We start from the raw sequence: 20,567 nt of genomic DNA on the forward strand, positions 1-20,567 counted from the left end.
GGGCCCAGGCGCCAGCAAGCTGCCTCCCACAGGTACCAAACTGACTTGGCAACACTTAAAAGACCATGACCACACCCTGCTACCACTGCGCGCTGCCCGTTCCATCCAGCAGCCGATTCACCACCATCGTGCTCGGGGAAACCCGCGAACTGTGCTGCCCGGGATGCCAGGCAGTGGCGCAGGCCATCGTCGCTGGCGGGCTGGAAAGTTACTACAGTCACCGCAGCGAAACCTCGATCAACCCAGACAGCCTGCCCGCACAACTGGTGGATGAGCTGGAACTGTACGACCGCCCCGATGTGCAGGCAGCGTTCGTACGTCATGAAGGCGAACTGTCCGAAACCACGCTCTTGATGGAAGGCATCAGTTGCGCGGCCTGTGGCTGGTTGATCGAACGCCATCTGCGCAGCCTGCCCGCCGTCGCCGAAGCTCAGCTCAATCTGTCCAGCCATCGCCTGCATGTGCGCTGGGCAGACAGCCAGTTACCGTTGAGCCAGTTGCTGAGCGAACTGCGCAGCATCGGCTACGCCGCTCACCCTTATCAGGCCGATCGCGCCACCGAACAACTGGCCAGGGAAAACCGACTGGCCCTGCGTCAACTGGGGGTCGCAGGGCTGCTGTGGTTTCAGGCGATGATGGCGACCATGGCTACGTGGCCGGAATTCAATATCGACCTCAGCCCCGAGATGCATGCCATCCTGCGCTGGGTCGCGCTGTTCCTGACCACGCCCATCATTTTCTACAGTTGCGCGCCCTTCTTTCGGGGAGCCCTGCGCGACCTGCGTACTCGCCACCTAACCATGGATGTGTCCGTGTCGCTGGCCATAGGCGGCGCCTATCTGGCCGGAATCTGGACCGCCATCACCGGCACCGGCGAGCTGTATTTCGATGCGGTCGGCATGTTTGCGCTGTTTCTGCTGGCTGGCCGTTATCTGGAGCGACGCGCACGGGAACGTACCGCCGCTGCCACCGCACAACTGGTCAACCTGCTGCCAGCCTCCTGTCTGCGACTGGACGATAACGGCCAGCCCCAACGAATCCTGCTCAGCGAGCTGCACCTGAATGACCGAATACTGGTGCATCCCGGCGCAGTCATACCAGCCGATGGCAAGGTGCTGGAGGGCCAGTCCAGCGTCGACGAGTCGCTGCTGACCGGCGAATACCTGCCGCAGCCACGCAGCACAGGCGATAGCGTGACTGCCGGTACGCTCAATGTCGAAGGCGCGCTTACGATTCATGTCCAGGCGCTGGGCCATGAAACCCGCCTTTCGGCCATCGTGCGTCTGCTGGAGCGCGCCCAGACGGAAAAACCCCGTCTGGCAGAAATAGCCGACCGCGCAGCCCAATGGTTCCTGCTCGGGTCGCTGATCGCTGCCGCAGTCATCGGCCTGTGCTGGTGGCAGATCGATTCGACCCGCGCCTTCTGGATTGTCCTGGCAATGCTGGTCGCAACCTGCCCCTGCGCCCTGTCGCTGGCGACACCCACCGCCCTGACCGCCGCAACCGGCACCTTGCACAAACTCGGCCTGCTGCTGACCCGTGGCCACGTGCTTGAAGGGCTGAACCAGATCGACACCGTGATTTTCGACAAGACCGGCACCCTCACCGAAGGCCGTCTCACCCTGCGCAGCATCAAGCCGCTTGGCACACTGGATGCCGATACCTGCCTGAGCCTGGCCGCGGCACTGGAAAACCGCTCGGAACATCCCATCGCCCGAGCATTCGGGCGCGCCCCACTTGCCGCCGAAGACGTTCACAGCACACCGGGCCTTGGCCTGGAAGGCACTGTCGGCAGCTATCGCCTGCGCATCGGCCAGCCGGGGTTCGTCTGCGCATTGAGTGCCAGTGAGGCTCCTTCCATCCCCAATGAGCCCGGCCAGTGGCTGTTGCTGGGCGATGCCAGAGCCCCACTGGCGTGGCTGGTTCTGGACGACCGCTTGCGCGCAGATGCCAGCCAGCTTTTGCAGGCCTGCAAGGCGCGAGGCTGGAAAACCCTGCTGCTGTCTGGTGACAGCTCACCCATGGTCGCCAGCGTTGCCGCCGAACTGGGCATCGACGAAGCCCACGCCGGTCTGCGCCCGGACGACAAACTGGCCATGCTGCAAAACCTGCACAAACAAGGCCGCAAGGTGCTGATGCTGGGCGATGGCGTCAATGACGTGCCCGTACTGGCTGCCGCCGATATCAGCATCGCCATGGGGTCAGCCACAGACCTGGCAAAAACCAGTGCCGATGCGGTCCTGTTGTCCAACCGCTTGCAGACACTGGTACAGGCCTTCAGTCTGGCGCGGCGCACACGCCGGGTGATCATCGAAAACCTGCTGTGGGCCGGTTTGTACAATGGGCTCATGCTGCCGTTCGCAGCGCTGGGCTGGATCACACCTGTCTGGGCAGCCGTCGGCATGTCCATCAGCTCGCTGACGGTTGTGCTCAACGCCCTGCGCCTGACCCGTCTGCCCGTCATCAAGGCACCAGCGCCCGTCATTCGGCAGTCGGTTCCGGAGGCTTTATGCCCGCGCTCTACATCATGATTCCCGCAGCGCTGCTGCTGGTCGCCATCGCGATCTATGTCTTTTTCTGGGCCGTGGACAGCGGGCAATACGACGACATGGAAGGCCCGGCCCACAGCATCCTGTTCGACGATCAGGACCCCAACCATCAAGCCGCTCTGGATGAAGCTTCACGCAAGAGCCCGCCACAGAAGAAGGACGAGATAGAGCCCGATGCTTGAACTCGCCCCCCTGCTGCTTTCCGCCCTGATACTTGGCCTGCTGGGCGGCGGTCATTGCCTGGGCATGTGTGGCGGCCTGATGGGCGCCTTGACCCTGGCCATCCCCAAGGAGCAACGCAGTCTCCGCTTTCGCCTGTTGCTGGCCTACAACCTGGGGCGCATCTTCAGCTATGCCAGCGCAGGCCTGTTACTCGGGCTGGCAGGCTGGGCCGTTGCCAACAGCCCGCTGGCCATGGCAATGCGGGTCATCGCCGCCCTGCTGCTGATTGCCATGGGCCTGTATCTCGCGGGGTGGTGGAGCGGCCTGACACGCATCGAACACCTGGGGCGCGGCCTTTGGCGCCACATTCAACCCGTTGCGACCCGCCTGCTACCAGTATCGAGCCTGCCACGCGCCTTGCTGCTGGGCGCACTGTGGGGCTGGCTGCCTTGCGGGCTGGTCTACAGCACACTGCTGTGGTCGGCCAGCCAGGGCAATGCCATCGATAGCGCCTTGCTCATGCTCGCCTTCGGCCTTGGGACCTGGCCTGTGCTGCTCGCCACCGGGCTGGCCGCCGAACGCACCACGGCCCTGCTGCGCAAACGCGGCATTCGCATGGCCGGTGGCCTGCTGGTGATCCTGTTCGGCCTGTGGACCCTGCCCGGCCCGCATCAGCATTGGCTCATGGGACATTGAGAATCTGTTTGCACATCGAGCAGACAGTTTCATGACCACCCTCCGCGCGTATTTGACGCACATCAACACCCTTCCACAATCAGCTCCGTAGACTCACCTGCATTGCCAGCCTATCCGGGGGAATGCCCGCATGCTCGACGCCATTCGTTGGGATTCAGATCTGATCCGCCGCTACGACCTGGCAGGACCGCGCTACACGTCCTACCCAACCGCAGTGCAATTTCACACACAAGTCGGTGCCTTCGACCTGCTTCATGCCCTGCGTGACAGCCGCAAGGCCCTGCGTCCTCTATCGCTGTACGTTCATATCCCGTTCTGCGCGAACATCTGCTACTACTGCGCCTGCAACAAAGTCGTCACCAAGGATCGTGGTCGCGCCCACACTTATCTGCAACGGCTCGAACAGGAAATCCAGATGCTGGCCAGCCATCTCGCTCCCGGTCAGGTGGTCGAGCAACTGCACTTTGGTGGCGGTACGCCGACCTTTCTCAGCCATGACGAACTGCGTCAGTTGATGGCGAAACTGCGCACGCATTTCAACCTGCTCGATGACGACTCCGGCGACTACGGCATAGAGATCGACCCTCGCGAAGCCGACTGGTCCACCATGGGTCTGCTGCGTGAGCTGGGTTTCAACCGTGTCAGCCTGGGAGTGCAGGACCTGGACCCGGCCGTCCAGCGTGCCGTCAATCGCCTGCAAAGCCTGGAAGAAACCCGTGCCATCGTCGAAGCCGCACGCACCCTGCAATTTCGCTCGGTGAATATCGACCTGATCTACGGGCTGCCCAAGCAATCCCTCGAAGCCTTTACCCATACCGTCAACGAAATCATCAGCCTGCAACCCGATCGCTTGTCGGTGTTCAACTACGCCCACTTGCCCGAGCGTTTCATGCCCCAGCGGCGCATCGATAACGCCGACCTGCCCAGCCCGGAAACCAAGTTGCTGATGCTGGAACGCACCATCGAGCAACTGACCAAGGCCGGTTATCGCTATATCGGCATGGACCATTTCGCCCTGCCCGATGACGAACTGGCCGTCGCCCAGGAAGAACTGACCCTGCAACGCAACTTTCAGGGTTACACCACCCACGGCCATTGCGATCTGATTGGCCTGGGCGTCTCGGCGATCAGCCAGATCGGTGATCTGTATTGCCAGAACAGCAGCGACTTGAACGACTATCAGGGACTGCTGGCCAGCGACCAACTGGCAACCAAGCGAGGGCTGGTCTGCATAGAAGATGACCGGATCAGACGCGCCGTGATCCAGCAACTGATCTGCCATTTCGACCTCGATTTCAGCGAGATCGAAACAGCCTTCAACATCGAATTCAGAAGCTACTTCGATGAGCAGTGGCCGCAGTTGGCGGAAATGGCAAAGGACGGGCTGATCGAGCTGGGCACAAGCGGCATCAACATCCTGCCAGCCGGTCGTCTGCTGGTGCGTTCGGTGTGCATGGTGTTCGACAACTATTTGAACCAGCAGAACCGTCAGCGGTTTTCGCGGGTGATATGAACCGCCGTTGATGCTTACATCTTGGCCATCACCAGAATACCGGCCTTGATCTTGTCAGAATCGCTGGCATGCATCTGGTTCATGAGATTGGCCATATCAGCGGTGGAATTGCTCACCTGCCGCTGCAACATGCCCAACACCGTTTGCAGGGCTGTGGCCTGGGTCTGCCGCTCGTCGTAACTGAGGCTCTTGTCGTTGAGTACTTCCTGAATTCTCTCCAGGGTTTCCGCGATCTTTCTTTGCAGTTCGCGTATGGCCTTGAGAATTTTCTGCACCGACTCGGGAAGACCGCTTTGCTCGATATCCGAGTTTTTCGACGACGAAGACGCCGCAGCCTTGCCTGCACTCGATAAATCTACCTGAATGCCCTTCGTTTCCTTTACAGGTGCTACAGCTTCGGGCTGAACAGAAGCGACAGGTGTCTGGGCGGCAGGAGTGCGAATACTGATGGCGCCGATGATTGAGCCTGACAATGACATGGCAAGACCTGCTTGAAGTTTAAAACTGTGTAAGTTTATCGACACATTTGAAATAACCTTGATACCAGAGAACACTTTGCACACTGGTCTAAGCCACTGTGCGTGAGTTACCCTTACGACCTATGTGTGATTTCCCACAAGGAATTAAGTGATGTCCGAGCCAGTCAAAGTGCGTGCTCACAGCCAGGCCCATTGCAAGGACTGTAGCCTCGCGCCGCTCTGTCTGCCGCTGTCGTTGAACCTGGAAGACATGGATGCCCTCGACGAGATCGTCAAACGTGGTCGCCCGATGAAAAAGGGCGAATTCCTGTTTCGCCAGGGCGATACCTTCTCCTCTGTCTATGCCGTGCGTTCCGGCGCCCTGAAAACCTTCAGTATCAGTGACGCCGGTGAAGAACAGCTCACCGGCTTCCACCTGCCCAGCGAACTGGTCGGCATGTCCGGGATGGACTCCGAGGCTTACCCGGTGTCGGCCCAGGCACTGGAAACCACCTCAGTGTGCGAGATCCCCTTCGAGCGCCTTGACGAGTTGTCCGTACAGCTTCCACAACTGCGTCGGCAACTGATGCGTGTCATGAGCCGTGAGATCCGCGACGACCAGCAAATGATGCTGCTGCTGTCGAAAAAGACCGCTGACGAGCGTATTGCGACCTTCCTGATCAACCTTTCGGCACGCTTCCGGGCACGCGGCTTCTCGGCCAATCAGTTCCGCCTGAGCATGTCCCGCAACGAGATCGGCAATCACCTGGGCCTGGCCGTGGAAACCGTATCCCGCGTGTTTACCCGCTTCCAGCAGAATCAGCTGATTGCAGCCGAAGGCAAGGAAATCCATATCCTGGACCCGATCCAGCTCTGTGCCCTGGCGGGCGGGGCAATGGAAAGCTGAGACGTGCGATCCGGGGCTGGTCGGCTTAAACTACCGGCCAAACTCGCCCCGGATCATACGCAATGATTTTCGATGAATTGAGCTTCAAATCCCTGATTCGCCCGGTCGTAGACTTCCCCAAGCCCGGCGTAGTCTTTCGCGACATCACCCCGCTCTTCCAGTCGCCCAAGGCCACCCGCCAGGTGATCGACAGCTTCGTGCAGCGTTACATCGATGCCGACTTCAGCCATGTCGGCGTCATGGACGCCCGTGGTTTTCTGATCGGCTCGGTCGTGGCCTATGAACTGAACAAGCCGCTGATCCTGTTCCGCAAGCAAGGCAAACTGCCGGCTGACGTACTCTCAGAGGCGTATCAGACCGAATACGGCGAAGCCTACCTGGAAGTACACGCCGACAGCCTGTGCGATGGCGACTCAGTGGTGATGTTCGATGACTTGATCGCCACGGGCGGCACTCTGATTGCAGCCGCGAACCTGATCCGCCGCATGGGTGCGCACATCCACGAAGCCGCAGCGATCATCGACCTGCCGGAACTGGGTGGTTCTCAGCGTCTGGTAGACATGAATATCCCGACCTTCTGCCTGACCAACTTTGCGTTGAACGAGCAGTAAACAGTCGCGGCCAAGGCCCCTCCTACATAATCCGTGGGGGGCCTTGGCCGCGAACGACCTATCACAGGGCTATCGGCTTGCGCCCTGCAAACGAATGGGCCAGTGTCCCGCCATCCACCAGATCCAGCTCGCCACCCAAGGGCACGCCATGGGCGATGCGTGAGGCGATCAGGCCTTTGTCGTTGAGCAACTGGGCAATGTAATGCGCTGTGGCTTCACCTTCCACTGTCGGGTTGGTGGCCAGAATGACTTCAGTGAAAGTGCCCTGCTCGTTGATGCGTTCCAGCAATTGTGGAATGCCGATGGCTTCAGGCCCAAGACCATCGAGTGGCGACAAGTGCCCCTTGAGCACGAAGTAACGACCGCGATAGCCCGTCTGCTCGACTGCATAGACATCCGTCGGCCCTTCGACCACGCACAGCAGCGTGTCGTCGCGACGAGGGTCCGCGCATTGTGGGCACAGATCTTCTTCGGTCAGCGTGCGGCATGAGCGGCAGTGACCGACACCTTCCATGGCCTGACTCAATGCCAGCGCAAGACGAGAACCGCCACTGCGATCACGCTCCAGCAACTGCAACGCCATGCGCTGAGCGGTTTTCTGACCGACACCCGGCAGGACGCGAAAGGCATCGATCAATTGGCGAATCAGGGGGCTGAAGCTCATGGAGAAAGGTCCGACGAAAACACAAGACGCGGTTTATACCCGCGCCTTGCAGTAAGCGTCAACCACACCTGCCACAGATGCCGTCCCGGGACTCTTCGCGAATGAATTCGCTCCCACAGCAGGAGCGAATTCATTCGCGAAAGGCACGCAAAAAAATGCCAGGCACTGGGCCTGGCATTTATCGGTACAGAGAGCCGGCCTTAGAAAGGCAGTTTCATGCCCGGCGGCAACTGCATGCCCGCAGTCATGCTGGCAGTCTTTTCCTGGCTGGCCTGCTCGATCTTGCGCACGGCGTCGTTGACGGCGGCGGCAACCAGGTCTTCCAGCACTTCCTTGTCTTCCTGCATCAGGCTGTCATCCAGAGTGATGCGCTTGACGTCATGACGACCGGTCATCACCACGCTCACCAGGCCTGCGCCCGACTGGCCGGTCACTTCAGCATTGGCCAGTTCTTCCTGCATCTTGGCCATTTTTTCCTGCATTTGCTGGGCCTGCTTCATCAGGCCAGCCATGCCACCTTTCATCATGGGATATCTCCTCGAAAATGGATGGTTCGTTTGCGCGACGCCACAAGCGTCGAGCCGTCAGTTAATGAGCCTGCGCTACGGGAGCGTCCACGGGCTTGATCGTATCCTCTCGAATCACTGCGCCAAACTGTTGCAACATCTGCTGGATGAACGGATCAGCGTGAATCGAAGCCTCGGCCTGGCGCTGACGCTCGGCACGCAGGCGGGACGCGGCCTGGGCAGGTGTTTCCTGCTCGGGCTTGATCAGCTCGATACTCAAATTGATCGTACGACCATGGAACTGGTTCAACGCTTCATTGAGACGGCGTTGTTGAGTCGAATTGAACAAGGCACTGTGAGCCGGGTCCAGGTGCAGCAGCCAGTTATCGCCTTCGGCCTTGATCAGCGTGCAGTTGGCGGCGATGCTGCCTGTCATGCCGGAGATAGGCAATTGCGGGAACATTTCCAGCCATTGCAGCGCAAGGCCCGTGGCCGGCATCGCGGCCGGTGCAGGCTCGGGTTCTGGCGCTTCGGCTTCGGTGACGCTTTCGTGGGCCAACTCATCGAGATAGCTATAGGAAGCGGGATCGATATCGATATCCGGCTCCACATAGTCGTCATCCACAGGCGGCTCGTCGTCGCGATCCATCGGCGCAGACAGATACGCCGAGTCCGGGATGGCTTCAAGCATGCCCGGCGTGACCTGCTGCTCGGCAACCGGCTCGGGATGCTGGACCTGCGGCGCGTCCGGCACCGGGCTGGCAGGCTCGGGCGTTGGCATCGGGGTCAGCTCGGGCTGTTCGGCCACGGTTTCAAGCACCGGTTCGGGCTCTGGCTGCGCGACCGGCTCAGGCACGGGCTCGGCAACAGGCGCCTTGGGCTCGTTCCATGGCAGATCGATTTCCTCGACCGGCGCAGGTGGAGCTGCCTCTTGAACAGGCGGTGGCACTGGCACGGGCTTTTCAGCCACAGGCACAGGCGCGACAACCGGTGCGGGCGCGGCTGCAACAGGCGCTACAGGCGCGACCGGTGCAACAGCAGTCGCACCAGCCACCGGAGGTCGGGAATCAACTGCGGCCTGGTTGATCCCCACTGGCTTTAGCGGCTGTCTCGGCGCATCGGCGCTCTCGGCAGGACGGAAGGCCAGCATTCGCAGCAGCACCATCTCAAAGCCGCCGCGAGGGTCAGGCGCCAGAGGAAGATCGCGACGTCCGATCAGGCCCATCTGGTAGTAAAACTGTACGTCCTCGGCAGGCAATGCCTGAGCCAGGGCCAATACGCGGTCACGATCACCGTGGCCATTATCGACGCCCTCGGGCAACGCCTGGGCAATCGCCACACGATGCAGGACGTTAAGAATCTCCGACAGCACGCCATTCCAGTCCGGCCCCTGCTCGGCCAGATGACGCACGGCCTCCAGCAGCCCGCGTGCATCGCCCTCAAGCAAGGCAGTCAGCACATCGAAAACCTGACCATGATCCAGCGTGCCCAGCATCGCCCGCACATCGGCGGCCATGACCTTGCCTTCGCCGAAAGCAATGGCCTGATCGGTGAGGCTCATGGCATCGCGCATCGAACCATCGGCTGCACGGCCCAACAGCCAGAGTGCGTCGTCCTCGAACGGCACATTCTCGACACCCAGCACATGGCTCAAGTGCTCGACGACGCGCTCGGGGGTCATGTTTTTCAGCGAAAACTGCAGGCAGCGCGACAGAATCGTGGCAGGCAGCTTCTGCGGGTCGGTGGTCGCCAGGATGAACTTGACGTAGGGCGGCGGCTCTTCAAGGGTTTTCAGCAGCGCGTTGAACGAGTGGCTGGACAGCATGTGTACTTCGTCGATCAGGTAGACCTTGAAGCGTCCGCGGCTCGGTGCGTACTGGACGTTATCCAGCAACTCGCGGGTGTCCTCGACCTTGGTCCGGCTCGCGGCGTCGATCTCGATCAGGTCGACAAAACGACCCTCGTCGATTTCCTGACAGACCGAACACGTGCCGCAAGGCGTTGAAGTAATGCCGGTTTCGCAGTTCAGGCACTTGGCGATGATCCGCGCAATGGTCGTCTTGCCGACGCCACGGGTGCCGGTGAACAGATAGGCATGGTGCAACCGCTGGCTGTCCAGCGCATTGATCAGGGCCTTCAGCACATGAGTCTGGCCGACCATTTCGCGGAACGAGCGCGGACGCCATTTACGTGCAAGAACCTGATAACTCATTGAAAACCGTCGCAACTGGGAAGCGGAAGACCGCTAATGCTAGCGGAGCAAGGGCAAAATTGCATCTGGTGTCCCAGGTTAATCTGACTAAGCTGAACAAATGAATGCATCAAGACCTCTATAAAGGCCCTATGTAGTAGAGAGGCCCTGCATGCGCCGAAGTCCGATCATGGTGATCGCTCTCCTCTTATTCAGCCCGTTCAGCGTTGCCGCCGAAGCACCGCTGCGCTTTTCCGTAGCCGAAAGCTGGTCAATGCCCTTGATTCGCATTGAAAACCACCAGCCCACTTCCGGCATTCTGTTCGACATCATGCAGAGCCTGGCCCGTCAGGTGGGACGTAGTGCCGAGTACCACGTGCTGCCGCGCCTGCGTGTCCAGCCGGCACTGGATCGCGGCGAAGTGGATATCCGCTGCTACACCGCCCAGGCCTGGGTGCCGAACCTGTCGGGGGATTATCTCTGGAGCCTGCCGATCCTGTATCAGCGCGATTTGCTGATCGCATCGGCTGAAACCGCTGCCGGGCCTTACCCGGATCAGTTCGATCACGAAACCATCGGCACCGTACTCGGCTACAACTACCCGACCATGGAGCATCTGTTCAACAATCACAAACTGGTCCGCGAAGACGCACGCAGCCAGGAGCACGCGCTGCGCAAACTCATCGCGGGCCGCTACAACTATGCCATCGCCAGCCAGTTGATCATGGACTGGATCAATCGCGACCTGCCCGACCACAAACGCCTGAAGGCCGTTTCACTGATCAGTGAACAGCCCGCGGGCTGCATCGTGCGCAATGACCCCGACATCCCCGTACAGAAAATCCTCCGCACACTGGTGCGCATGCAAGTCTCCGGCGAAATCCAGCAGATCATCGATCGCTATACCGCGCCGCGCGCTCCATGAAGAATCGTCTACCCTGCTTGCGGCACTCATTCCTGTAGCAATATCGTCATATAGCCTCGATACGCTCACGGAAATCTTTAGTAACAATTAAAGCGAGCAGGTAATCCGCATGAGCGACAAACCAGACGACGACTCACAGACCAACCCCAGCCGTCGCCGTTTTCTGGGAGGAATGGCGGCACTGGGCGCAGGCGTCACCCTCGGCGGTTACGCCACAGCCAGCGAAAAAAACGCCTCTGGCACTGAAAGACACCTGACTGGCGCCGAGCTGGACAAGGCACTCAAGAAGAACATCAAGACCGTCGTCGTCATCTACGCCGAGAACCGCAGCTTCAATAACCTGTTCGCAGACTTCCCCGGCGTCGAAAAGCCGCTGTCGGCCCTCAAGCCTGCCGACTATCAGCAACACGACCGCGACGGCACCCTGCTGAAAACCCTGCCACCCGCCTGGGGCGGCGTATTGCAGGTCGGGCCGCAGACGGTCGATGGCGTCACCTACCCGGCTGGCGTGCAATACCAGGAAAACCTGCCCAACGCGCCCTTCCCGCTCAAAGGCCCGCATGGCGAAGACCTGCCGCTGAGCCTGGTGACCCGCGACCTGTGGCACGTGTTCTACCAGAACCAGATGCAGATCAACGAAGGCAAGAATGATCGCTTCGTGGCCTGGGCCGATGCCGGCGGGCTGACCATGGGCACTTACCCGCAAAGCCAGTATTCGCTACGTCTGTGGGACGTCGCCAAGGAATTCGTGCTGTGTGACAACTTCTTCCAGGGCGCTTTCGGCGGTTCGTTCCTCAACCACCAATACCTGATCTCGGCCACCGCGCCGTTCTACCCGGACGCCGCCAACTCTGCCGCCAAGGCCCAGATCGCCACCCTGCAAAGCGACGACCCGCTGGACCCGCGCCTCAAGCCACTGGAAAAATCCCCGGCCAGCGCCATGGAAGGTCCGCCACAATTCGGCCCCAGCGCCCTCACGCCAGACGGCTACGCGGTCAACACCCTGGCCCCGCCCTACTGGCCGACCTGGCTGCGCGACCCGCAGAACCCGGATTACTCAAAACCGGACCTGGCCAACGTGCTGGTGCCCCAGAGCCACGACCACATCGGCGACAAACTGTCGAAGCAAGGCATCGAATGGGCCTGGTATGCAGGTGCCTGGCAAGTCACCCTCGACGAGTTCAAGGACTCCACCGGCATCCCGAAAATCCCCAACTTCCAGTACCACCATCAGCCGTTCAACTACTTCAAGCAACAAGGCCCGCAAAACCCGGCCGAGCGCAAGAAGCGCCTGCGCGATGGCGGTCTTGGCGATGAGTCGAGCACCAACAGGTTCCTGGCCGATGCCGAAGCCGGCAATCTGCCGGCCGTGACCTTCTACAAACCTCAAGGCAACCTGAACCTGCACGCCGGTTACGCCGACGTCGCTTCCGGCGACCGGCATATCGACCGGGTCATCAAAGTGCTGCGCAACAGCCCGCAGTGGGAAAACATGGTGATCGTCATCACCGTGGACGAAAACGGCGGCTGGTGGGACCACGTCGCGCCACCCAAAGGTGACCGCTTCGGCCCCGGCACACGCATCCCGGCAATAGTCGTCTCACCCTTGGCCCGTAAAGGCACCGTGGACCACACCGTCTACGACACCGCCTCGATCCTGCGCCTGATCACCCGCATTCATGGCCTGGAAAAGCTCGATGGCCTCAAGCGTCGCGACGACGCCATGGCTGCCCGTGGCCAGGCACCCATGGGCGACCTGACCAATGCACTGCAATTTCCCACCTGAATGACCGAAAAGCCTGTCAGCCGCTGTACGCAGCGGCTGACTTGAGACAGATGTCGCTCTCGTATTCCTTACAAGGCTCCAATCACCTTGCAAGGAATGCAGCCCATGAACCAGACCTCAACCCCTTCGACCCTCAAGGATCGGACCAGCACCGACCTCATCGTCGTCCATTGCTCCGCCACTCGCGCCACGGCAGACATCGGCGTGCGTGAAATCACCCAATGGCATATCCAGCGCGGCTTCGACACCGTGGGCTATCACTACGTCATCCGCCGCAATGGCGAACTGGAAACCGGACGCGCAGAAAGCACCATCGGCGCCCATGTACGTGGCCATAACAGCAACTCCATCGGTGTTTGCCTGGCAGGCGGCGTCGATGCCAGCAACAAACCGGAAAACAACTTCACCCCCGCACAGTTTGCGACCCTGGAAACCCTGTTACAGCAACTCAAGGGCCGCTACCCAGTTGCACGTATCCTCGGCCACCGCGACCTGTCGCCTGATCGCAATGGCGACGGCAAGATCACGCCTGACGAGTTCATCAAGGCGTGTCCTTCGTTTGATGTAAGCGAATGGTGGGCGAGTCGAGCTGACGCTCGTTAAGCAATCAGTGCAAAGCTCTTACCGCTGCATGAGGCAAGCACCTGCTTGCCTCATGCACAGGGTTCGATCACCCTCGCGGCAACATTGGCAGGCGGGGCCAGCTCGACAGTGCGGCAATAATCCATAAACAGCCGGGTAGCGCGTGTTGGCTGGTTGTTGCGCAGATAGGCCATGACCAGCGTCGACGCTGGCATATCATCTTCAATATCCAGTTGGGCCAGTAGCTCGCCGTCGTAAGTCATGTTGGTGCAGGGCCGAGTGACCAATACCGAAAAACCCAACCCCTGGCCGACCATGCAGCGCACCATTTCAATCGACGGTGAACTGTACGCAACCACGGGCGAATAGCCCTTTTCCGTAAAGATATCGATGAAGTAGGTTCTGCTGGGTACGGCATCCAGCAGGATCATCGGCTCCTGGCTCAGCTCGTGCAGCGTGACGGTTTTTTTCTGTGCCAGAGGATGAGCTGCCGGCAGCAACGCATAAGGCTTGTGCGGCGCGTTCAACTCTTCTTTATTGATGGTGGCGCCCAGCTCCAGATCGTACAGAAACGCCAGATCGAAACGGCCACGGTGCAGCCCGTGCATCAATTCGTGTTGCTCGCCATCACACAGTTGAATAGTGACATCGGGGTATAAACGCTTGAAACCTGCAACCAGCCGGGGCATATAAAGTGGCGCAGCCGATTCAAAGCAACCAATAGCGATAGTGCCACGGACATGTTTGTTATCCGCGCGCGAGTTCTGTTCAAGTTCTTCGGAAAGTCGCAAGAGTTCTTTAGCTTTCTCATATACTTTCCCGCCACCTGACGTCAGGGAAACACCTTGCGCATGGTGGCGTACAAACAAAGGCTGTTCAAATGCCTCTTCGAGATTCTTGATAGCCACTGAAATGGAAGGCTGAGAAATATGCAACTGTCGCGAGGCTTCGGCAATACTGTCCATTTCAACCGCAGTGACAAAATACTTGAGCTGTTTCAATGTAAAGTGAGTCACTGCTTACCCCGCTTTGTACCGCATTGCCTGAATAGCTTTTACCTATACCCTAGCGAAGACCATGCCAGCGGCCAGGTTTTGCGTCAATTCGTTAATCACATCGCCTGTTACCGATAACCCAGCCTGCTACGCGCTGATAAACCCCAGCAATGACGGGCCTCGCAGCACGACAGACGGCGCACTGAATGCGCGCAGTCGTGCCCGAGCGCTTGATTGACCGCCCTAAAAGTGCGCACTTCAGATGCATAAAATCCGCTATTCAGGCTCCGAACTTCAGAGCCCTGAGGCGCTTGTCATTATCAGCCTAGTATCTGCTTAGGATTTTCCTATGCTATGGGCCAAAACTTACTATTTGGCGAGTGGACTTGGCATCAATCATGATGGCCACAGAAGGGAGAACAGAGAGCGTTCACTATCAACTTCGACAGGACGTCGCCCATCACTATTCACTTGCCGAGCGAACTGACGATGACGTTTGACTGGAAATACATGTTTAGTCTGCTCAGCGATACCGAGTTCTGGAGGGCGAGCTGGACCGTCATTCAGCTCAGTGTATTGACGTGGGTAATAAGTATTGTTCTGGGGTTTGTTCTGGCGCTGGCCAAACAATCATCCCAGCCCCTGATCAACTTGCCAGCCCGGGCCTATATCTGGCTATTTCGTAGTTTGCCTTTACTGGTCCTGCTGATATTCATTTATAACTTGCCGCAGGTCGTGCCAGCCACCTCGGCCGTGCTGGCCAACCCGTTCTGGGCAGGCCTCATCGCCCTGGTGATATGCGAAACCGCTTACGTCGCAGAAATCCATCGCGGCGGCCTGCTCTCCATCGCCAAAGGGCAAAGTGAAGCGGCCAGAGCCTTGGGGCTGAGCTTTGTCGGCACTCAATGGCGGATCGTGATTCCCCAGGCGCTTCGTGTCGCGCTGCCGTCGCTGACCAACGAATACATCTCCATCGTCAAACTCAGCTCGCTGGTGTCGGTGATCTCCCTGACCGAGATCCTGATGGTAGGCCAGCGCCTCTACTCGCAGAACTTCCTGGTCATGGAAACCATGGCGGCAGTGGCCTTCTACTACGTGCTGATCGTTACTGTGTTCGACTTCCTGCTCAAACGCCTTGAACGCTACCTGGACGTGACGCAGCGCAAGGTCGTGCGCGAACCGGACGCCGACATGCTCAAGCTCGCTACCCAACAGCGCACCGCCATTGACCGCCCCGTCTCAGACTTCAAAGGCCCTGCACTCCAGGCGACCCGGCTGCACAAGGCTTACAACGACATCGAAGTGCTGGGGGCCGTCAACCTGCAGATCCAGCCCGGTGAAGTGGTGTCGGTGATCGGGCCGTCGGGCTCGGGCAAGACCACATTGATCCGCCTGCTCAACGGTCTTGAGCAGATTGATAACGGCGACATCAAGGTCAATGGCCAGCCCTTCATTCACCTGACCCGCCAGGGCGCACAGAAACCGCGTTACGTGGAACACACCGAGCACCGCATGAAGATCGGCATGGTGTTCCAGAGCTTCAACCTGTTCCCGCACCTGACCGTGCTCGACAACCTGCTACTGGCCCCGCGTTACCACCGCCTGGCCCCGACAAATGAGCTCAAGCAACAGGCCTACGAGCTGCTGCACAAGGTCGGCATGCTGGAACACACCTGGAAATACCCGCATCAGTTGTCCGGCGGCCAGCAGCAACGAGTGGCGATTGCCCGTGCCTTGATGATGCGTCCGCAAATCATGCTGTTCGACGAACCCACTTCGGCACTGGACCCGGAAAAGGTCAACGAGGTGCTGCAGGTCATCGAAACCCTGGCGCAAGAGGGCATCACCATGGTCATCGTGACCCATGAGATGAACTTCGCCTTCAAGGTCTCCGATCGCATCGTGTTCATGGAGAAGGGCCGCGTGGTGTGCGACGACAACCCACAGGCGCTGCGCAACGGCCAGCACCCGCGTGTTGAAGCTTTTCTGAAAGATGTCTCGTTGGCTTGAACCTTAACGTTTTGTTTGATGGGAAAAGAACATGATCGAGCAATGGCAGATAGACCAGTTTCACGAACAGGGCTTTCTCGTGGTGGAAAACGTGCTGAACGCCCATGAAGTGGCCGCGCTACAGCAAGACTTCGACCAGTGGGTAGAGAACAGCCGCAGCCAGGACAAGGCCTGGGGGCAGACCCTGGATGGTCGACCACGTTTCGATCTGGAAAGCGACCATCGCCCCGATCACCCGTCGCTGCGCCGCGTGACCTCACCCACGGAAATCTCGCAGGCGTACTACCAGACGGCATTTCAATCGCGCATGGCAACCATTGCCGCGCAACTGATCGGCGGCAGCGGCACCCGTTTTCATCACAGCAAGATCAACTCCAAACTGCCTCACACCGCCACGCAGGTGAAGTGGCATCAAGACTTCCTGTTCACGCCACACAGCAACGACGACCTGGTGACAGCCCTGCTGATGGTCAGCGACGTGACCCCGGAAAACGGCCCGCTCAACGTAGTGCCGGGCAGCCACAAGGGAGAGCTCTGGTCCCATTGGCAGAACGGCCGCTTTACCGGTGCGGTTGAAGAAACCGTCATTGAAGAGCACTGCCAGCAACCGGTCGCCTGCTATGGCCCGTCGGGCTCGGTGTGCTTCATGCACACCCGCTTGCTGCACGCCTCAAGCCCCAATGAAACCGAATTCCCACGCACCCTGTTCATCAGCGTCTATGCCGCCGAAGACGCCTTGCCCTTCGGTGAAAACCCGCTGCCCAGCGAGCACACCGGCTTGATGGTGGCGGGCGAGGAAAGCGGCCTGATTCGCAGCACCGTGCACCAGATTCGCCTGCCACAGAAACCCAAGGGCGCTTCGTTTTTCGTGCAGCAAGCCGGAAACGACGTCGCCACTGCCTGAACCCTACCCACTCTGCGAGGAATACCCATGAAGCTTTCAAGCCTGATTGTTCGTCCCGTTGCGCTGGCTGTATTGGGCGCTGCGCTTGCCATGTCCGCATCGATGGCCTCGGCTTTCCAGCAGCCGGGCAAGATCATCGCCGGTTCCGACATGACGTTCTTCCCCTATGAATACATGGACAAGAACAAACCAGCCGGCTTCGACATCGAGTTTCTCGACGGGCTGGCGAAAGTGATGGGGATGACGGCAGAGAACATCGACACCCGCTTTCCCAACCTGATCGGTGGCCTGCAGGGCGGCAAATTCGATATCACCAACTCGTCGATGTACATCACCGCCGACCGCCTGAAAGTCATCGACATGATTCCCTACCTCAAAAGCGGCGAGTCCATCCTGGCGGTCAAGGGCAGCGCCTATCAGCCCAAGACCCCGGAAGACTTCTGTGGCCACAAGATCGGCTCCATGGCTGCAACCTCCTGGCTGCAACAACTGCAAAAACTCTCCACCGAGTACTGCGTGAAAAACGGCCTGCCACCTATCGCGATCAGCGAATACGGCACCGACCCGCAAACGACCCAGGCCATGCTGGCCCACGCGGTTGAAGCACAGATCACCGACGCGGCCGTGGCTCGCGGCGTGGTGGAGAAACTCGGCAACCGGGTGGTGATCTCCTCCGAAACCCTGATCTACCCGGTGCTCAACGGCTTCGGCGTGAAAAAGGGCAACGATGTGGTCAAGAACGCCCTGATCGAAGGCCTTGAAAAATACAGCAAGACCCCGGAATACGCCGCGTTGCTGGAGAAATACAAGTTCCAGGCCCCGACTGCCGACGACATCGCCACGCTGATGCCAAAACCCTGATAGCCCATGAACGTGCCCGGCAGTCACTGCGGGCACGCTCTACCGGAGTGCAATAACCATGGCCCTCAACTTCGAAGAACAGACGCGCATCGACCTGGCGGCGACCTTTCGCATCATCGCCCACCTGGGCATGCACGAAGCCGTTGCCAACCATTTCAGCGCCGCCCTGTCAGCCGACGGCAAAAAGTTTCTGCTCAACCCCAAGTGGAAACATTTCTCGCGGCTGCGCGCCAGCGACCTGTTGCTGCTGGATGCCGATGATGCCGAAGCCGCCCACCGGCCCGATGTAGATGCCACCGCCTGGTCCATCCATGGGCAGATCCACCAGCGCCTGCCGGATGCCCGCGTGGTGTTGCACTTGCACCCGGTCTACACCACCGCCGTGGCGTGCCTGGCCAAGCCGCACATTCCGGCAATCGACCAGAACACCGCCCGCTACTTCAACCGCGTAGCAGTGGATGAGCTTTACGGCGGCATGGCCGACACCACAGCCGAAGGCGCACGCCTGACCGGCTTGCTGGAAGGCAAGAACCGTCTGCTGATGGGCAACCATGGCGTGATCGTCATTGCTCCGACCGTAGGCGAAGCCTTCGACGACATCTGGACCCTGGAGCGCGCCTGCCAGATTCTGGTAACGGCATGGTCCACAGGCCAGCCGCTGAAAATTCTGCCAGACGACGTCGCGGAGAAAACCGCCCGTGACTGGGAAAAAATCACCGATTTCTCTCACCAGCATTTTGAAGAAATGAAGCTGCTGATGATTCAGCAGGACCCTTCGCTGGTCGACTGACAACACCCGTTACTGACTCGATACACGTCTGCGGATGCCGTAGGACTCTTTGCGCCTGCGCCCTGACGTTTCGCTACTTTTTTACGGCACCAACACGTCGAAAACGGCCTGTTGAAGGAGGCCAGGATGACCGAGAAAATCACAGAAATCGACACACTCGTCGTGGGCGCGGGCCAGGCTGGCATAGCCATGAGCGAGCACTTGAGCCGCCTTGGCATCGAGCATCTGGTACTGGAAAAACACCGCGTTGCAGAAGCCTGGCGCAGTGGCCGCTGGGATTCGCTGGTCGCCAACGGCCCGGCCTGGCATGACCGCTTTCCAGGCCTTGAATTCGACATGGACCCGGATGGGTTCGCCGGCAAGGAACAGGTCGCCGATTACTTCGAGCGCTATGCACGCAAATTCGATGCGCCCATCAAGACCGGCGTAGAGGTCAAGCGCGTTACCCGAAACCGGCAACGCGCAGGCTTCACCGTCGAAACCATCGCAGGCACCTACGTGGTCAACCACCTGGTATCAGCGACCGGCCCGTTCCAGAAGCCCGTCATCCCGGCAATTGCCCCCAAGGATGACGCCCTGCACCAGATTCACTCGGCCCACTACTTCAACCCCCAACAACTGCCGGAGGGCGCAGTGCTGGTAGTCGGCGCTGGCTCTTCCGGCGTACAGATCGCCGAAGAACTGCTGCTCGCTGGCCGTCAGGTCTATCTGTCGGTCGGCCCCCACGACCGTCCGCCACGCGCCTACCGTGGCCGAGACTTCTGCTGGTGGCTGGGCGTGCTGGGCCTGTGGGACAGCGAAACCGTACAGCCCGGCAAGGAACACGTGACCATTGCGGTCAGCGGTGCGCGTGGCGGTTACACCGTGGACTTCCGTCGTCTGGCACAGGCCGGCATGACCCTGACCGGCCTGACCGAAAGCTTTGCCGATGGCAAGGTGCGCTTCCAGAACGATCTGGTCGACAACCTCGACCGAGGCGACGAGAACTACCTGTCACTGCTCGATGCTGCCGATGCCTATGCGCAGCGCAACGGCCTGGACCTGCCACTGGAGCCCTCGGCCCGCGAGCGAGTGGCCGATGCCGACTGCATCACTCACCCGTTGCAGGAACTGGACCTGGCCACCGCCGGTGTCACCTCGATCATCTGGGCCACGGGCTATTCCCAGGATTACAGCTGGCTGCAACTCGATGCCTTCGACGCCAAGGGCAAACCTCGCCATCAACGTGGCGTGTCCAGCGAGCAAGGCCTGTACTTCGTCGGCCTGCCGTGGCTATCGCGACGCGGCTCCGCCTTTATCTGGGGCGTGTGGCACGACGCCAAACATGTGGCTGACCAGATCGCCACTCAACACAAATACCGATCGTACGACCAGTGCAAACGTGTCATGCCCTCCCCTGTCGTCCAGTTGCGCAACGTCAACGGCTGATCACTTTATCGGAGCGCGAATCGCTCCCC

19 protein-coding genes are annotated in these 20,567 nt (G+C 59.8%); 14 read left to right on the top strand and 5 right to left on the bottom strand.

Translation table 11 applies throughout. The features are described from left to right. The first annotated feature begins 65 nt into the window (after positions 1 to 65). The 4 genes from ACODS3_RS19990 (at position 66) to hemN (ending at position 4,920) form a co-directional block, all read left to right on the top strand. Positions 66 to 2,531 (top strand): heavy metal translocating P-type ATPase, encoded by a 2,466-nt coding sequence (locus tag ACODS3_RS19990; protein ID WP_489035911.1) that lies wholly within the window; start codon positions 66 to 68, stop codon positions 2,529 to 2,531. After that, positions 2,510 to 2,731 (top strand): cbb3-type cytochrome oxidase assembly protein CcoS, encoded by a 222-nt coding sequence (gene ccoS / locus ACODS3_RS19995; protein WP_201006172.1) that lies wholly within the window; start codon positions 2,510 to 2,512, stop codon positions 2,729 to 2,731. Before ACODS3_RS19990 ends, ccoS begins: the two co-directional genes overlap by 22 nt. Beyond that, positions 2,724 to 3,407, top strand: coding sequence for a sulfite exporter TauE/SafE family protein (locus ACODS3_RS20000; RefSeq protein ID WP_489035913.1), 684 nt, complete (start codon positions 2,724 to 2,726; stop codon positions 3,405 to 3,407). Before ccoS ends, ACODS3_RS20000 begins: the two co-directional genes overlap by 8 nt. Before the next feature lie 130 nt (positions 3,408 to 3,537). Next, positions 3,538 to 4,920: an oxygen-independent coproporphyrinogen III oxidase gene (gene hemN / locus ACODS3_RS20005; protein WP_489035915.1), complete on the top strand. Its 1,383-nt coding sequence runs from the start codon at positions 3,538 to 3,540 to the stop codon at positions 4,918 to 4,920. 14 nt (positions 4,921 to 4,934) lie between these two features. Here the strand turns inward: hemN and ACODS3_RS20010 are convergent, their stop codons facing one another. Next, entirely contained in the window at positions 4,935 to 5,399 is a 465-nt protein-coding gene (locus ACODS3_RS20010) for a chemotaxis protein (protein WP_201006275.1), read from the bottom strand. 151 nt (positions 5,400 to 5,550) lie between these two features. On the opposite strand from ACODS3_RS20010, the gene fnr reads away from it, so the two are divergent. Further along, positions 5,551 to 6,285 (top strand): fumarate/nitrate reduction transcriptional regulator Fnr, encoded by a 735-nt coding sequence (fnr, locus tag ACODS3_RS20015; protein ID WP_201006166.1) that lies wholly within the window; start codon positions 5,551 to 5,553, stop codon positions 6,283 to 6,285. A gap of 62 nt (positions 6,286 to 6,347) precedes the next feature. Beyond that, positions 6,348 to 6,896, top strand: a complete 549-nt coding sequence (locus tag ACODS3_RS20020; protein ID WP_201006163.1) for an adenine phosphoribosyltransferase — start codon at positions 6,348 to 6,350, stop codon at positions 6,894 to 6,896. 61 nt (positions 6,897 to 6,957) lie between these two features. On the opposite strand, the gene recR is transcribed toward ACODS3_RS20020, so the two are convergent. The 3 genes from recR to dnaX all read right to left on the bottom strand — a co-directional run bounded on the left by recR (position 6,958) and on the right by dnaX (position 10,278). Beyond that, on the bottom strand, positions 6,958 to 7,560 hold the full coding sequence (recR, locus tag ACODS3_RS20025; protein ID WP_025259309.1) for a recombination mediator RecR: 603 nt from the start codon (positions 7,558 to 7,560) through the stop codon (positions 6,958 to 6,960). 200 nt (positions 7,561 to 7,760) lie between these two features. Further along, a complete protein-coding gene (locus tag ACODS3_RS20030) occupies positions 7,761 to 8,087 on the bottom strand; it encodes a YbaB/EbfC family nucleoid-associated protein (RefSeq protein ID WP_025259308.1) in 327 nt (108 codons plus the stop codon). 61 nt (positions 8,088 to 8,148) lie between these two features. Then, positions 8,149 to 10,278, bottom strand: a complete 2,130-nt coding sequence (gene dnaX / locus ACODS3_RS20035) for a DNA polymerase III subunit gamma/tau (RefSeq protein ID WP_201019952.1) — start codon at positions 10,276 to 10,278, stop codon at positions 8,149 to 8,151. 151 nt (positions 10,279 to 10,429) lie between these two features. Between dnaX and ACODS3_RS20040 the strand changes: the two genes are divergently transcribed. The 3 genes from ACODS3_RS20040 (at position 10,430) to ACODS3_RS20050 (ending at position 13,571) form a co-directional block, all read left to right on the top strand. Further along, positions 10,430 to 11,182: a substrate-binding periplasmic protein gene (locus ACODS3_RS20040; RefSeq protein ID WP_489035920.1), complete on the top strand. Its 753-nt coding sequence runs from the start codon at positions 10,430 to 10,432 to the stop codon at positions 11,180 to 11,182. Between the two features lie 109 nt (positions 11,183 to 11,291). Next, positions 11,292 to 12,968, top strand: coding sequence for an acid phosphatase (locus tag ACODS3_RS20045; RefSeq protein ID WP_489035922.1), 1,677 nt, complete (start codon positions 11,292 to 11,294; stop codon positions 12,966 to 12,968). Between the two features lie 105 nt (positions 12,969 to 13,073). Continuing rightward, a complete protein-coding gene (locus tag ACODS3_RS20050; protein WP_304576146.1) occupies positions 13,074 to 13,571 on the top strand; it encodes an N-acetylmuramoyl-L-alanine amidase in 498 nt (165 codons plus the stop codon). A gap of 50 nt (positions 13,572 to 13,621) precedes the next feature. On the opposite strand, the gene ACODS3_RS20055 is transcribed toward ACODS3_RS20050, so the two are convergent. After that, positions 13,622 to 14,515: a LysR family transcriptional regulator gene (locus tag ACODS3_RS20055; protein ID WP_256590479.1), complete on the bottom strand. Its 894-nt coding sequence runs from the start codon at positions 14,513 to 14,515 to the stop codon at positions 13,622 to 13,624. 519 nt (positions 14,516 to 15,034) lie between these two features. On the opposite strand from ACODS3_RS20055, the gene ACODS3_RS20060 reads away from it, so the two are divergent. The 5 genes from ACODS3_RS20060 to ACODS3_RS20080 all read left to right on the top strand — a co-directional run bounded on the left by ACODS3_RS20060 (position 15,035) and on the right by ACODS3_RS20080 (position 20,538). After that, positions 15,035 to 16,555 carry an amino acid ABC transporter permease/ATP-binding protein gene (locus ACODS3_RS20060; protein ID WP_489035925.1) on the top strand — a complete coding sequence of 507 codons (1,521 nt, stop codon included), beginning with the start codon at positions 15,035 to 15,037 and terminating at the stop codon, positions 16,553 to 16,555. A 31-nt stretch (positions 16,556 to 16,586) separates the two neighbouring features. Beyond that, a complete protein-coding gene (locus ACODS3_RS20065; protein ID WP_025259299.1) occupies positions 16,587 to 17,459 on the top strand; it encodes a phytanoyl-CoA dioxygenase family protein in 873 nt (290 codons plus the stop codon). A 27-nt stretch (positions 17,460 to 17,486) separates the two neighbouring features. Then, entirely contained in the window at positions 17,487 to 18,320 is an 834-nt protein-coding gene (locus tag ACODS3_RS20070; protein WP_025259298.1) for a transporter substrate-binding domain-containing protein, read from the top strand. Between the two features lie 58 nt (positions 18,321 to 18,378). Beyond that, positions 18,379 to 19,110: a class II aldolase and adducin N-terminal domain-containing protein gene (locus ACODS3_RS20075; RefSeq protein ID WP_025259297.1), complete on the top strand. Its 732-nt coding sequence runs from the start codon at positions 18,379 to 18,381 to the stop codon at positions 19,108 to 19,110. A gap of 126 nt (positions 19,111 to 19,236) precedes the next feature. Continuing rightward, positions 19,237 to 20,538: a flavin-containing monooxygenase gene (locus ACODS3_RS20080; RefSeq protein WP_489035927.1), complete on the top strand. Its 1,302-nt coding sequence runs from the start codon at positions 19,237 to 19,239 to the stop codon at positions 20,536 to 20,538. Positions 20,539 to 20,567: the final 29 nt, after the last annotated feature.

This window comes from Pseudomonas sp. FG43, from assembly GCF_057809175.1.